Raw genomic sequence first — 12130 nt, 5'->3', positions numbered from 1 at the left:
GGGCCGGTCAAGCCGCCGCGCCCGGACCCGCCTGCGAGGGAAGGGCGGCGTCCCGCCCCGCCATCAGCCGGGCTGCGCGAAGCCCGCGATCTCCGCCCGCAGTTCCGGGATGCCGAGGCCGGTCGCGCTGCTCGTCACCAGCACCAGCGGGTGCGCCGCGGTGTGGCCGCGGGCGAGCGCCTCGGCCTCGGCGAAGCGCGCGGCGAGCTTCTGCGGGCCGACATCGTCGGCCTTGGTCAGCACGATCTGGAAGGCGACCGCGGCGGCATCGAGCAGGGCCATCGCCGCGCGGTCGGCGGATTTCGTCTCGATCCGCGCATCGAGCAGCAGCATCACGCGCATCAGGTTCGGCCGGCCGCGCAGGTAGTCGAACATCACGCCCTGCCAGTCGCGCTGCATGTCCTTCGACGCCTTGGCATAGCCGTAGCCCGGCAGGTCCACGAGCACGAGCCGGCCGGCGAGATCGAAGAAGTTGAGCTGGCGCGTGCGCCCGGGCGTCTGGGACACGCGCGCGAGCGCCTTCTGCCCGGTGAGCGCGTTGATCAGCGAGGACTTGCCCACATTGGACCGCCCGCAGAAGGCGATCTCGGGCAGGCCGGGCGGCGGGAGCTGGTCGGTCTTCTGCGCCGCGTGGAAGAAGGCGCAGGGCCGGGCGAAAAGCAGCCGCCCCGCCTCGATCAGCGCGGCGCGCTCGGCCTCGTCCCGGGTGTCGGCAAGTCCGGTCATCATCGTCCTTTCGCCGCGGCGGCCGCGCCGCCACGCCCGGCCCGCCGGCGAAGGACGACGCGGCGCGCGCGGGGCAGAGTGCCCCCGCCCTGCCTATTTCGCCTTGCCCGCGGCCTTGGCCGCGCGCGCCGCGGCGCGCTCGTGGCGCATGATGTAGTACTGCTGCGCGATCGAGAGCGTGTTGTTCCAGGCCCAGTAGATGATCAGGCCGGCCGGGAAGGACGCCAGCATGAAGGTGAAGATCACCGGCATCCAGGCGAAGATCTTGGCCTGGATGGGGTCGGGCGGCTGCGGGTTCAGCTTCATCTGCAGCCACATCGTGAAGCCCATGATCACCGCCCAGGCGGGCATGTGCAGGAACACGCTCCACTGCGCCGGGTCGAAGGGCAGCAGGCCGAAGAGGTTGAACAGGTTGGTCGGGTCCGGCGCCGAGAGGTCGCTGATCCAGCCGAAGAAGGGCTGGTGGCGCATCTCGATCGAGACGAAGAGCACCTTGTAGAGCGCGAAGAAGACCGGGATCTGGATCAGGATCGGCAGGCAGCCCGAGGCGGGGTTCACCTTCTCCGCCCGGTAGAGCGCCATCATCTCCTGCTGCGCCTTCTGGGGGTCGTCCTTGTAGCGCTCGCGGATCTCCGTCATCTTCGGCGCGAGCACCTTCATCTTCGCCATCGAGTGGTAGGCCTTGTTGGCCAGCGGGAAGAACAGGATCTTGATGATGAGGGTGAAGGCCAGGATCGCGAGGCCGTAGGGCGCCGAGCTGCCCATCGCCTCGAACATCTCGGCCAGCCAGTGCAGCGCGTGGAAGAACGGCTTGGTCAAGAAGTAGAACCAGCCGAAGTCGATCGCCTTGTCGAAATCCGTGATGTTCAGCCGGCTCATGTAGGAATCGAGCAGGCCGACCTCCTTCGCGCCGGCGAAGAGGCGCGTCGGCATCGCCGCGGAGGCGCCGGGGGCGATGCTGAGTGGCTGCGGCGCCGCGAGGTCCACCTGCCAGCGGTCGCCCGCCGCCCCGCCGCCCTCGTTCACGTGGCGGTAGGCGGCGCGCAGCGTCTGGTCGGGGGCGGCGGGCATCACCGCGGCCAGCCAGTACTTGTCGGTGATGCCGGCCCAGCCGCCGGTCGTCTCCTGCTCGAGCGCCGTGCCGCCGCGGCGCGAGCCCTCGGACTTCGCATCCGAGAAGGTCACCTCGTGCAGCCGGCCGCCGAGCACGCCGGTGAAGCCCTCATGCAGGATGAAGAAGCCGGCCGTGGGCGGGGTGTAGTCGCGCCGCACGCGCACCCAGGGCAGCACCGAGACGGCCTCGGGGCCGCTGTTGCGGACCCGCTGCTCGGCGGAGAGCATGTAGGCCTCGTCGATCGAGAGCAGGATCTCGAAGACCTGCCCCTGGCCGTTGTCCCAGGAGAGCGTGACCGGCCGGCCCGGCGCGAGCGGCCCGCCCTCGGCGGTCCAGTCGGTCTCGGATTCCGGCACGCGGGTCCGCCCGTCCGCCGCTGTCCAGCCCCATTGGGCGAAATAGGGGTTCTGGCCGTCGCGCGGGGCGAAGATCCGCACATTGGGGGAGTTGGGGGCGAGCGTCTCGCGATAGGTGGTCAGCACCAGATCGTCGAGGCGCGCGCCGCGCAGGTTGAGCGTCCCGGCCAGGCGCGGGCTCTCGACGCCGATGCGCGCCGCGGGCGGGCGCTGGGGCGCAGCACTCGCCCGGGCCTCGCCCGGCATGGCCCCGGGCGCGGCGGGCACGGGCACGCCGCCGGGGGCCGCGGCCGGGGCGGCCGGGACAGGCACCTCGGCGCGCTGCGCCGCGGGCGCGGGCGGCGGCGGGGGCGGCTGGTTCGTCCGGTTCCACACGTCGAAGATCAGCAGGATGCCGATCGAGAGCGCGATGGCGGCAAAGAGGCGCTTCTGGTCCATCGGGACGGGTCTCAGCCTTTCGGCGTTCGGGGGCCGGGCACGGGGTCGTAGCCGCCCGGATTCCAGGGGTTGCAGCGCAGGATGCGCCGGGCAGTCATGAGCGTGCCGCGGGCCGCGCCATGCACCGACAGCGCCTCGAGCGCGTAGTCGCTGCAGGAGGGGAAGAAGCGGCAATTCGCGCCGATCACGCCGCGCAGCGTGTAGCGGTAGCAGTGCACGCAGCCCTTCAGCGCGGCGGCCGCGAGGCTCATCGCAGCACGCCCGCCTGGCGCAGCGCGCCGCGCAGGTCCTCGACCAGCAGCGCGAAGGGGCGCGTGAGGGTGCCGTCGCGGCCGATCAGCACGAGATCCCAGCCCGCGAGGCCCATGCCCGGCAGGCCGAGCCGCGCGGCCTCCTTCAGCCGCCGCCGCGCGCGGTTGCGCGTGACCGCATTGCCCACCTTCCTGGTCACGGTGAAGCCGAGGCGCAGGTGCCGCGCCTCGCCGGGCACGGCCTGCAGCACGAGGCCCGGGCGCGCGGCGCGCTTGCCGCGCTGGGCGGCGCGGAGGAAGTCGCGGCGCTTCTTCAGCCGCTCCGGGGCCGCGCCCGCGGGGGGCGTGGCCGGGTCGGCGCTGCCCGGCATGCAAGCCTCCGCCCGGCGCGGCCGGTCAGGCCGAGAGGCGCTTGCGGCCCTTGGCGCGGCGGTTGGCGATCACCTTGCGGCCGCCCACCGTCGCCATGCGGGAGCGGAACCCGTGCCGGCGCTTCCGGACAAGCTTCGAGGGCTGGTAGGTACGCTTCACGACAAGTCTCCTGAACCTCGGCGCCGGCGCGCGGGCCATGCCGCCAGCAGAACGGGCCGGCGGCACCCCGACCCTGGGGTGCCCCGGCAAGGCGCGGAGGTATAGGGAGGCGGGGTGCGGCGCGTCAACCGCGCGGGGCCCCGATGCCCGCAACCCTTCGCCACCCCTTGCCGGACCAGGACATGGAAAGCCCAGCCCGCCGCAACCCGCTCGCCCGCGCCTGGCCCCTGCTGCTGGTCGCGGGGCTCCTCGCCCTCGCCTGGGCGAGCGGGGCGGCGCGCCTGCTCTCCTTCGAAACGCTCGCCGAGCATCGCGCCGCGCTCACCGCCTGGGTCGCGGCCCGGCCGGGGGTCTCGGCGGCGGCTTATGTCGGGCTCTATGTCGCGGTGGTCGCGCTCTCCCTGCCCGGCGGGGCGGTGATGACGCTCGCCGGGGGCTTCCTGTTCGGCGCCTGGATCGGCACCGCGCTCGCCGTCCTGGGGGCGACGCTCGGGGCCTGCGCCCTGTTCCTCGCCGCCCGCACGGCGCTCGCGCCGCTCGTCGCGGGGCGCGCGGCGGGGCTGGTCGAGAGGCTGCGGCCGGGGCTCGAGCGCGACGGCTTCTTCTACCTGCTGACGCTGCGGCTGATCCCGGTCGTACCCTTCTGGCTCGCCAATCTCGCGCCCGCCCTTCTCGGCATGCCTTTCGGCGCCTATGCGGCGGCCACCGCCCTCGGCATCATTCCGGCCACGGCGGTCTATTCCGGGATCGGCGCGGGCCTGGGCGAGATCCTGGCGGCGGGGGGGCGGCCGGATCTGGCGGTCATCCTCTCCCCGCCCATCCTGCTGCCGCTGCTCGGCCTGGCGGCGCTTTCCCTGTTCGGCGCCTGGTGGCGCGGAAGGACACGCAATGACTGACTGCGACGTGGCGGTGATCGGCGCGGGGGCCGCGGGGCTCTCGGTCGCGGCGATCTCGGCGGGGCTCGGCCTGAAGGTCGCGCTTTTCGAGCGGGCGGCGATGGGCGGGGATTGCCTGAACCATGGTTGCGTGCCGTCAAAGGCGCTGCTCGCCGCAGCCCATGCCGCCCATGCGGCGCGCCGGGCCGGGCGCTTCGGCGTGGTGCTGCCGCCACCCGCGATCGACTGGGCCGGGGTGCGCGCCCATGTCGCGGGCGCCATCGCCGCCATCGCGCCGAACGATTCCGAGGAACGCTTCACCGCCATGGGGGTGACGGTGGTGCGCGCCGCCGCCCGCTTCGTGGCGCCCGAGGCGATCGAGGCCGCCGGCCGGCGCTTCCGCTTCCGCCGCGCCGTGGTGGCCGCGGGCTCGGCCGCCATCGTTCCGCCGATTCCCGGCCTCGCGGAGGTGCCGTTCCTGACGAACGAGACGCTCTTCGCCCTCGATGCGCCGCCCGGGCATCTCGTGGTCGTCGGCGGCGGGCCGATCGGGCTCGAGATGGCGCAGGCCCATGCGCGGCTCGGCTGCCGCGTCTCGCTCATCGAGAGCGCGCGCATCGCCGGGCGAGAGGATCCCGAATGCATCGCCCCGCTGCGCGCCGCGCTGCTCGAGGACGGGGTGGCGCTGCACGAGGGCGCGGAGGTCGCCGCCGTCTCCCGCGACGGGCCGGGCATCGCGGTGGTGCTGGGGGATGGCACGCGCATCCATGGCACGCATCTGCTGCTCGCCGTGGGCCGGGCGCCGCGCCTCGCCGGGCTGGGGCTCGATGCGGGGGGCATCGCGCATTCCCCGCGCGGGATCGCCACCACCCGCGCCCTGCGCTCCACCACCAACCGCCGCGTCTGGGCGGCGGGCGACATCGCCGACCCCGAGGGCCTGGGCCCGCGCGCCTTCACCCATGTCTGCTCGCAGCATGCGGGCATCATCGCGCGCGCCATGCTGTTCCGCCTGCCCGCGCGCCTCTCCTACGACGCGCTGCCGCGCGTGACCTACACCGACCCCGGGATCGCCCAGATCGGCCCGACCGAGGCGGAACTGCGCGCCGCGGGCCGCGAGGATCTCGTCATCACCCGCTGGCCGCTCGCCGAGAACGACCGGCTGGTCGCCGAGGGCCGGGCGGAGGGGCTGGTGAAGCTGGTGGCCGACCGCAAGGGGCGGCTGCTCGGCGCCTCGGTGGTCGGGCCGGGCGCGGGGGAGATGGCGGGGATGTTCGCGCTGGCCATCGGGCGGCGGCTGTCGGCCCTGGCCGGCGCGGTGCTGCCCTACCCGACGGCGCAGGAGGCGGCCAAGCGCGCGGCGGGCGAGTTCTACGCGCCGAAACTGCTCTCGCCCGCCGTCAAGCGCATCCTCGGCTTGCTCAAACGCCTGCCCTGAGCCTTGATGCCGACCCCTCAAGGGACGGAAGTGACGCCTATGGAAAAGACTCTCGCGGGCCGCGCGGCCCTCGTCACCGGCTCGACCTCCGGCATCGGCCTCGCCATCGCGCTGATGATGGCCGGGGCGGGCGCGCGGGTGATGCTGAACGGCTTCGGCAGGCCGGAGGAGATCGCCGCCGCGCGCGCGAAGGTCGGCGCGGCGATGGGCGGCGGCGAGGCGCCCTATTCGGCGGCCGACATGGCGAAGCCCGACGAGGTGCGCGCCATGGTCGCGGACTGCGCGAGGACGCTCGGCGCCTGCGACATCCTGGTCAACAACGCGGGCATCCAGTTCGTCTCCCCGGTCGAGGATTTCCCGCCGGAGAAATGGGACGCGATCATCGCCGTCAACATGTCCTCGAACTTCCACGCCATCCGCGCCGCGCTGCCGGGCATGCGCGCGCGCAACTGGGGGCGGATCGTCAACATCGCCTCCGCCCACGGCCTCGTCGCGAGCCCGTTCAAGATCGCCTATGTCGCGGCCAAGCACGGTGTGGTGGGGCTGACGAAGGTGGTCGCGCTCGAGGTCGCGCGCACGCCCATCACCTGCAACGCCATCTGCCCCGGCTTCGTGCGCACCCCGCTCGCCGAGGCGCAGGTGAAGCCGCTGGCCGAGAAGCACGGCGTGAGCGAGGAGAGGGCGCTGACCGACTACCTGCTCGAGAAGCAGCCCTCCAAGCGCTGGATCGAGCCGGAGGAGGTGGCCTCCTTGGCCACCTGGCTCTGCGGGCCGGGCTCGGGCGGGGTGAACGGCGCCGCGCTCTCGGTGGACGGGGGCTGGCTGGCGGCGTGAGCGAGGGGACCAACGGCCCGGCCGCGCCGGCCGTCGCGCGGCCGCCCGCGCGCCGGCGCATCAGCCTCGCGCTGCAGGGCGGGGGCACGCATGGCGCTTTCACCTGGGGCGTGCTCGAGCGGCTGCTCGAGGACGACAGGCTCGAGATCGACGGGCTTTCGGGCACCTCGGCGGGCGCGATCAACGGCGCGATGCTGGTCGAGGGGCTGCTGGAGGGCGGGCCGGAAGCGGCCATCGCAGCACTCGACCGCTTCTGGCGGACCATGGCCGGCAAGCTCGCGATCAGCCCGCTGCAGGCCACGCCGATGGAGAAGCTGGTCTGGGGCCACGACCTCACCTGGTCGGTCGCCTACCGCACCTTCGACACGCTCTCCCGCGTGCTCTCGCCCTACCAGATCAATCCCTTCGGATGGGACTTCAACCCGCTGCGCGACGCGCTGCGCGACAGCATCGACTTCGAGCGGCTGCGCATGGAGGCGAAGGCGCCGCGGCTGTTCGTCTCCGCGACCTCGGTGCGCACGGGCAAGCCGCGCGTCTTCACGCGGCGCGAGCTGACGGTGGACGCGCTGCTCGCCTCGGCCTGCCTGCCCCAGGTGTTCAAGGCGGTGGAGATCGACGGCGAGCCCTACTGGGACGGCGGCTATCTCGGCAACCCGGCGCTCTGGCCGCTCTACGACCAGGGCGGGCCGCCGGACATCGTGCTGGTGCAGCTCAACCCCACGGTGCGCGAGGAGGCGCCGACCACCGCCTCGGACATCGTGAACCGGCTGAACGAGATCACCTTCAACGGCTCCCTGATGGCCGAGGTGCGCGCCATCGACTTCGTGCAGCGCCTGCTCGATTCCGGCCGGCTCGAGCAGCCGCGCTATCGCCGGCTCTTCATCCACCTCATCGAGGACGAGGACCGGATGCGGAAGTTCAAGCTCAGCACGAAGTTCAACGGCGACTGGGACTTCCTCTGCACGCTGCGCCGCTACGGGCGCGAGGCGGCCGATGCCTGGCTCGCCGAGCATTTCGACAAGCTCGGGCGCGAGAGCAGCGTGGACATCCGCGCGAGGTTCCTGTGACCCCCGGCACCGGGCACTGGCGCGTCGGCGGCCACGGACGGGTCGGGCGCGGTCGCGCCGTGCGCTCCCGGCCCGGTGCGCCGCATCGGGCCGCCTTCGGGGCAGCGGGGATCGCGGCATGAGCGGCAGCAGCTGGGACGCGGCGCAGTATCTGCGCTTCGAGGATGAGCGGCTGCGTCCCGCCATCGACCTCATCGGCCGCATCGCGCATCCCGCGGCGCGGCGCGTGGTGGACCTCGGCTGCGGGGCGGGCAATGCGCTGCCGCTGCTCGCGGCGCGCTTCCCCGGCGCGGCGGTCGCCGGCGTGGACGGCAGCGCGGCGATGCTCGCCAAGGCCGCCGCGACCGGCTTCGCGACCATGCAGGCCGAGATCGCGGCCTGGGCGCCGGACGCGCCCGTGGACGTGCTGTTCAGCAACGCCGCGCTGCAATGGCTCGGCGGCCATGCGGCGCTGTTCCCGCGCCTGCTCACGCATCTGGCACCCGGCGGCGTGCTGGCGGTGCAGATGCCGGCGATGCACGCCGCCCCCCTGCGCGCCGAGCAGGACCGCATCGCCCGCGAAGGCCCCTGGGCCGGTGCGCTCGCGCGCGTGGCGAGCGCGCCGCCGATCCTCGAACCCGGCGACTACTACGACCTGCTTCGCCCGCGCGTCGCCGCGCTCGACCTCTGGGTCACGGAATACGTCCATGTCCTGCGCGGCGAGGATCCCGTGGTCCAATGGGCGATGGGGACGAGCCTGCGCCCCTTCCTCGACGCGTTGGAGGGCACGCTGCGGGAGGGCTTCCTCGCGGCCTACCGCTCCGCGATGCGCGCGGCCTATCCGCCGCGGGCGGACGGCGCGGTGCTGTTGCCGTTCCGCCGGCTGTTCATCCTCGCCCGCATGGGCTGAGGCGCCGCGGTCATCGGCTTCCGCGCGCGGGCATCCGCCGGGAGGTGGCCAGCGCCGGTGCTTGCTGCGCCCGCCCTGCGGCGTCGCCGCATCGTGGCGGGCAACGCCGCCGAGGCATCGTGCCGCGCACGCCCGGCGGCGGGCGCGGCCGGAACGCGCTCGCCGCGGGTTTTCTCCGGCGCGGGCGCCTTGACCTTCACACGGTGGGAAACCTGATATCCGGCTTGCCGGCGACGGGAGGCCGGATGGATGCAAGTGCCTTCGCCGCCGAAGGGGGCCGCGGGATGCGGAGCAGCGGCACCCTCGCCGCAGCGCGCAGCCGCCGCTCCGGGCAGCACCCGCGCGACGGGACGCCGCGCCCTGCTTCTCCTGCCGCTGCTCGCCGCACCGCGGCCGGCCGGCGCGCATTCGGAACTGCGCCGCTCGGTGCCTGCCGCCGGCGCGGTCCTGACCACCCCGCCCGAGAGGATCGAGCTGCATTTCAACGAGCGGGTCCAGCTCACCGCGCTGCGGCTGCGCCGCGTGGGCGGGGAGGAAATCCCCCTGCCGCGCCGCGCCATCCGCGCCGCCACCGCCGAGACGATCGCGCTCCCGCCGCTCGCCCCGGGCGAGTATCGCGCCGAGTGGCGGATCATCTCGCAGGACGGGCATCCGGTCGGCGGCGTCATCCCCTTCCGCATCGAGCCGTCCCGCAGCCCATGATCCTGGAATACCTGCAGCCCGATCCCTCGATCCTGGACGGCCTGACCGTGGTCGTGCGGGCGCTCTACTACGTCGCGACCATCGGAGCGGCCGGCCTCGCGATGTTCGCCATCGGCTTCGGCCACCGGCTCGAGGGTGAGGAAGCCGGGCGGCTGCGCCGGACGCTGCTGCTTGCGATCGCGGCCGGGCTCGCGCTCTCCGTGCTGGCGCTCGGGTTGCGCGTGCTGGTCCTGACGGCCGGCGCCAGCGTCGCCGACCCCGATGTCTGGGCGGCGGTGATGCGCTCCCGCATCGGCGACGCCTTCTGGCTGCGCGCCGGCGGCCTGCTCCTGGTGGCGGCGGCGGCCACGGCATGGCGGGCCGGCCCCGCCATCGCGGCGGCCGGGGCGCTGCTCGTCCTCGCCTCCTACGCGGCCATGGGCCATTCCATGCTCTACGGCCCGCGCCAGGAGATCGCGGGGCTCGTCGTGCTCCATCTCGCCGTGGTGGCGTTCTGGGTCGGCTCCCTGCCGCCGCTGCTGTGGGTCGCGCGACGGCGCGACGGCGCGAGCGCCGCTGCGCTGATCGAGGCCTGGAGCCGCGCCGCCACGATCGCCGTGCTCGCGATGATCGTCACCGGCCTGCTGCTGACCTGGTACCTGACGGTGCGCCTCGATCGCATCCTCGATGCCTGGCACGGCTGGGCGCTGGCCTGGAAGGTGGCGGCGGTGCTGGCCGCCCTCGGCCTCGCGCTGGGGAACCGGCTGCGCCACACGCCGGCGCTGGCGCGAGGCGAGCCCGGCGCGGGCATGCGGCTCGCGGCGGCGATCCGCCTCGAGATCATCGTCGTCGCTCTCGCCTTCTACGCCGCGGCCGAGATGGTCTCCGTCCATCCGGTCGATTACGGGCACCGTGTCCAGAGCTGACGGGAGGAAGCCCCCATGATGCCACGACGGATCCTGGCGATCGCGGCACTTTCCCTCGCCGCCGCGCCGGCGCTCGCCCAGGCGCGGGAGCGCGCGGAGGTGTGGCGCGACCCGCAGTGCGGCTGCTGCGGCGGCTGGGTCGAGCATCTGCGCGGCGAGGGTTTCGCGGTCACGGATCGGGTGGTCTCCTCGGTCGCGCCGTTCCGGCGGATGCTCGGCACGCCGGCGGACCTTCTCTCCTGCCATGCGGCGCGCATCGCGGGCTGGCTCGCGATCGAGGGGCATGTGCCCGCGCTCGCCATCCGCCGCGCCCTCGATGCACGGTTGCCGGGCGTGGTCGGCCTCGCCGTCCCCGCGATGCCGGTGGGAACGCCGGGGATGGAGGTTCCGGGGCAGCCGCCGGAGATCTACGAGGTGATCGCCTGGCGCGCCGATGGCAGCCATTTCGCGTGGCTGCGCATGCGCGGCTCGCGATTGCTGTAGCCTCCGCGCCGCGCCGGTTCGGCCGCCGGCTGGGCCGAGGCGGGATGGGTGGCCGAAGGCGCCGCTTGCTCGACAAGGGCCTCGGCGCGCGCCAGATTCGCCCCATGGACGCCGCCCGCGACACAGCCGCCCTGCGCGAGATGCTGCACGCCGCGCGCCGCGTGGTCGTCTTCACCGGTGCGGGCATCAGCACGGAATCCGGGATTCCCGATTTCCGCGGGCCGAACGGCACCTGGGCGCAGATGCGCCCGATCCTGTTCCAGGATTTCCTCGCCTCGCCCGAGGCCCGGCGCGAGGCCTGGCGCCGCCGCTTCGAGAGCGACCCCGTGATGCGCGCCGCGCAGCCCAACCGCGGCCACCGCGCCGTCGCGCTGCTGGTGCGCCAGGGCAAGGCGAGCAGCGTCATCACCCAGAACATTGACGGGCTGCACCAGGCCTCCGGCATCCCCGAGGACAGGGTGATCGAACTGCACGGCAACTCGACCTACGCGCATTGCCTCGACTGCGGCGCGCGCCACGAGATCGCGGCGCTGCACGAGGCCTTCCTGCGGGAGGGCGACGTGCCGGACTGCGCGGCCTGCGGCGGGCTGGTCAAGACGGCGACCATCTCCTTCGGCCAGGCGATGCCGGAGGAGGCGATGGCCCGCGCGCAGCAGGAGACACTGGCGGCTGACCTCTTCCTCGTCCTCGGCTCCTCGCTGGTGGTCTATCCGGCCGCGGGCTTCCCGGAGATCGCCAAGCGCAACGGCGCGCGCCTCGTCATCGTCAACCGCCAGGACACGCCGCTCGACGACATCGCGGACCTCGTGATCCGCCACGGCATCGGCGAGGTGATGGGCGGGGCGGTCGGCGTCAACTGACGCCGGGCCTCACACCGGCCGCCGCCCGCCGATCCGCTCCAGCGCGCCGATGACGTGCTTCTTGTAGTGATCGACCAGGCCGCAGGCCCAGACGGCGCGCTCGGCCGCGTGCAGGCGGCGGAACTCGGATTGCGGCAACTTGCCTGCTGCCGAGGCCGCGAAGTCGGCCGCCGAGGCACCCGGCGCGCCCGCGATGTGCGCAAGCTCGTGCAGCAGGGTTGCCGCGAGGAAGCCGGCCGAGCGCATGGCGCAGATGTGGATGCCGATCTCCGCATAAGGCGGGCTGGCATTCGGCTTCTCCACCGTGACCTGGGCGAAGGTGATGCCGTCGTCGGTGGGCGGCCAGCGCTCCTGCTCCCCATAGGGTGCGAAGGCGAACAGATGCAGCGTCCAGCGCGCCAGAACATCCTTGAGCCCCATCCGCAGGCCGAGCTCCCGGAACGCACGGTCACAGGCGGGCTGCTTCGCGCAGGCGGCGATCTCCTCGAAGGCTTCCTTGAAGAGCGTCTCGGTCTTGTGGCTCGCGCCCGCGCCTTCGTAGCCCTCTGGCACCTGCACCGTGATCGGGAACTTGTACCGGAAATAGGCGCCGACATCCTCGAAGCTGTGAAACGGCCCATCGCCGATGCCGTAGAGGGTGTATCTGGCCATGCGCAGCGTCCTC

The 12130-nt window shown here is 73.5% G+C and carries 15 protein-coding genes; 9 read left to right on the top strand and 6 right to left on the bottom strand.

Going from position 1 to position 12130, the window contains the following annotated elements:
• Positions 1-63: 63 nt before the first annotated feature.
• The 5 genes from yihA to rpmH all read right to left on the bottom strand — a co-directional run bounded on the left by yihA (position 64) and on the right by rpmH (position 3416).
• Complete coding sequence (gene yihA / locus FHS88_RS05135; protein ID WP_184481971.1) at positions 64-726, bottom strand: ribosome biogenesis GTP-binding protein YihA/YsxC; 663 nt, start codon at positions 724-726, stop codon at positions 64-66.
• Positions 727-819: 93 nt separating this feature from the next.
• Positions 820-2634: a membrane protein insertase YidC gene (yidC, locus tag FHS88_RS05130; protein WP_184481969.1), complete on the bottom strand. Its 1815-nt coding sequence runs from the start codon at positions 2632-2634 to the stop codon at positions 820-822.
• Between the two features lie 11 nt (positions 2635-2645).
• Entirely contained in the window at positions 2646-2885 is a 240-nt protein-coding gene (gene yidD, locus FHS88_RS05125; protein ID WP_184481967.1) for a membrane protein insertion efficiency factor YidD, read from the bottom strand.
• Positions 2882-3256 (bottom strand): ribonuclease P protein component, encoded by a 375-nt coding sequence (rnpA, locus tag FHS88_RS05120; protein ID WP_184481965.1) that lies wholly within the window; start codon positions 3254-3256, stop codon positions 2882-2884. The genes yidD and rnpA overlap by 4 nt, the downstream gene beginning before the upstream one ends.
• 25 nt (positions 3257-3281) lie before the next feature.
• Positions 3282-3416, bottom strand: coding sequence for a 50S ribosomal protein L34 (rpmH, locus tag FHS88_RS05115; RefSeq protein ID WP_184481962.1), 135 nt, complete (start codon positions 3414-3416; stop codon positions 3282-3284).
• Positions 3417-3598: 182 nt separating this feature from the next.
• Between rpmH and FHS88_RS05110 the strand changes: the two genes are divergently transcribed.
• The 9 genes from FHS88_RS05110 (at position 3599) to FHS88_RS05070 (ending at position 11466) form a co-directional block, all read left to right on the top strand.
• Complete coding sequence (locus FHS88_RS05110; protein ID WP_184481960.1) at positions 3599-4312, top strand: TVP38/TMEM64 family protein; 714 nt, start codon at positions 3599-3601, stop codon at positions 4310-4312.
• Positions 4305-5726 carry a dihydrolipoyl dehydrogenase family protein gene (locus FHS88_RS05105; protein ID WP_184481958.1) on the top strand — a complete coding sequence of 474 codons (1422 nt, stop codon included), beginning with the start codon at positions 4305-4307 and terminating at the stop codon, positions 5724-5726. Before FHS88_RS05110 ends, FHS88_RS05105 begins: the two co-directional genes overlap by 8 nt.
• 39 nt (positions 5727-5765) lie before the next feature.
• On the top strand, positions 5766-6560 hold the full coding sequence (locus tag FHS88_RS05100) for a 3-hydroxybutyrate dehydrogenase (protein ID WP_184481956.1): 795 nt from the start codon (positions 5766-5768) through the stop codon (positions 6558-6560).
• A complete protein-coding gene (locus FHS88_RS05095) occupies positions 6557-7627 on the top strand; it encodes a patatin-like phospholipase family protein (protein WP_338146413.1) in 1071 nt (356 codons plus the stop codon). Before FHS88_RS05100 ends, FHS88_RS05095 begins: the two co-directional genes overlap by 4 nt.
• Before the next feature lie 118 nt (positions 7628-7745).
• A complete protein-coding gene (locus FHS88_RS05090) occupies positions 7746-8516 on the top strand; it encodes a methyltransferase domain-containing protein (protein ID WP_184481954.1) in 771 nt (256 codons plus the stop codon).
• Between the two features lie 249 nt (positions 8517-8765).
• Positions 8766-9218, top strand: a complete 453-nt coding sequence (locus FHS88_RS20750) for a copper resistance CopC family protein (RefSeq protein WP_246419466.1) — start codon at positions 8766-8768, stop codon at positions 9216-9218.
• Positions 9215-10123: a CopD family protein gene (locus tag FHS88_RS05080; protein WP_184481950.1), complete on the top strand. Its 909-nt coding sequence runs from the start codon at positions 9215-9217 to the stop codon at positions 10121-10123. Before FHS88_RS20750 ends, FHS88_RS05080 begins: the two co-directional genes overlap by 4 nt.
• 18 nt (positions 10124-10141) lie before the next feature.
• Positions 10142-10606 carry a DUF411 domain-containing protein gene (locus FHS88_RS05075; RefSeq protein ID WP_184481948.1) on the top strand — a complete coding sequence of 155 codons (465 nt, stop codon included), beginning with the start codon at positions 10142-10144 and terminating at the stop codon, positions 10604-10606.
• 104 nt (positions 10607-10710) lie between these two features.
• Positions 10711-11466, top strand: a complete 756-nt coding sequence (locus FHS88_RS05070; protein WP_221244330.1) for an SIR2 family NAD-dependent protein deacylase — start codon at positions 10711-10713, stop codon at positions 11464-11466.
• A gap of 9 nt (positions 11467-11475) precedes the next feature.
• Here the strand turns inward: FHS88_RS05070 and FHS88_RS05065 are convergent, their stop codons facing one another.
• Positions 11476-12117 (bottom strand): hypothetical protein, encoded by a 642-nt coding sequence (locus FHS88_RS05065; protein WP_184481946.1) that lies wholly within the window; start codon positions 12115-12117, stop codon positions 11476-11478.
• Between the last annotated feature and the right edge of the window lie 13 nt (positions 12118-12130).

This window comes from Neoroseomonas alkaliterrae, assembly GCF_014199195.1.
Classification (GTDB): domain Bacteria; phylum Pseudomonadota; class Alphaproteobacteria; order Acetobacterales; family Acetobacteraceae; genus Neoroseomonas; species Neoroseomonas alkaliterrae.
Note: the sequence above shows the minus strand (reverse complement) of the source record. Positions and strands in the feature narration are given on the sequence as shown.

What these genes read in the sequence shown, in the direction of transcription:
- FHS88_RS20750 (WP_246419466.1), top strand. Translation starts at nt 8,766, where the DNA reads ATGCAAGTGCCTTCGCCGCCGAAGGGGGCCGCGGGATGCGGAGCAGCG.
- FHS88_RS05075 (WP_184481948.1), top strand. Translation starts at nt 10,142, where the DNA reads ATGCCACGACGGATCCTGGCGATCGCGGCACTTTCCCTCGCCGCCGCG.
- FHS88_RS05110 (WP_184481960.1), top strand. Translation starts at nt 3,599, where the DNA reads ATGGAAAGCCCAGCCCGCCGCAACCCGCTCGCCCGCGCCTGGCCCCTG.
- yihA (WP_184481971.1), bottom strand. Translation starts at nt 726, where the DNA reads ATGACCGGACTTGCCGACACCCGGGACGAGGCCGAGCGCGCCGCGCTG.
- FHS88_RS05090 (WP_184481954.1), top strand. Translation starts at nt 7,746, where the DNA reads ATGAGCGGCAGCAGCTGGGACGCGGCGCAGTATCTGCGCTTCGAGGAT.
- FHS88_RS05080 (WP_184481950.1), top strand. Translation starts at nt 9,215, where the DNA reads ATGATCCTGGAATACCTGCAGCCCGATCCCTCGATCCTGGACGGCCTG.
- FHS88_RS05065 (WP_184481946.1), bottom strand. Translation starts at nt 12,117, where the DNA reads ATGGCCAGATACACCCTCTACGGCATCGGCGATGGGCCGTTTCACAGC.
- FHS88_RS05070 (WP_221244330.1), top strand. Translation starts at nt 10,711, where the DNA reads ATGGACGCCGCCCGCGACACAGCCGCCCTGCGCGAGATGCTGCACGCC.
- FHS88_RS05105 (WP_184481958.1), top strand. Translation starts at nt 4,305, where the DNA reads ATGACTGACTGCGACGTGGCGGTGATCGGCGCGGGGGCCGCGGGGCTC.
- FHS88_RS05100 (WP_184481956.1), top strand. Translation starts at nt 5,766, where the DNA reads ATGGAAAAGACTCTCGCGGGCCGCGCGGCCCTCGTCACCGGCTCGACC.
- yidC (WP_184481969.1), bottom strand. Translation starts at nt 2,634, where the DNA reads ATGGACCAGAAGCGCCTCTTTGCCGCCATCGCGCTCTCGATCGGCATC.
- yidD (WP_184481967.1), bottom strand. Translation starts at nt 2,885, where the DNA reads ATGAGCCTCGCGGCCGCCGCGCTGAAGGGCTGCGTGCACTGCTACCGC.
- rnpA (WP_184481965.1), bottom strand. Translation starts at nt 3,256, where the DNA reads ATGCCGGGCAGCGCCGACCCGGCCACGCCCCCCGCGGGCGCGGCCCCG.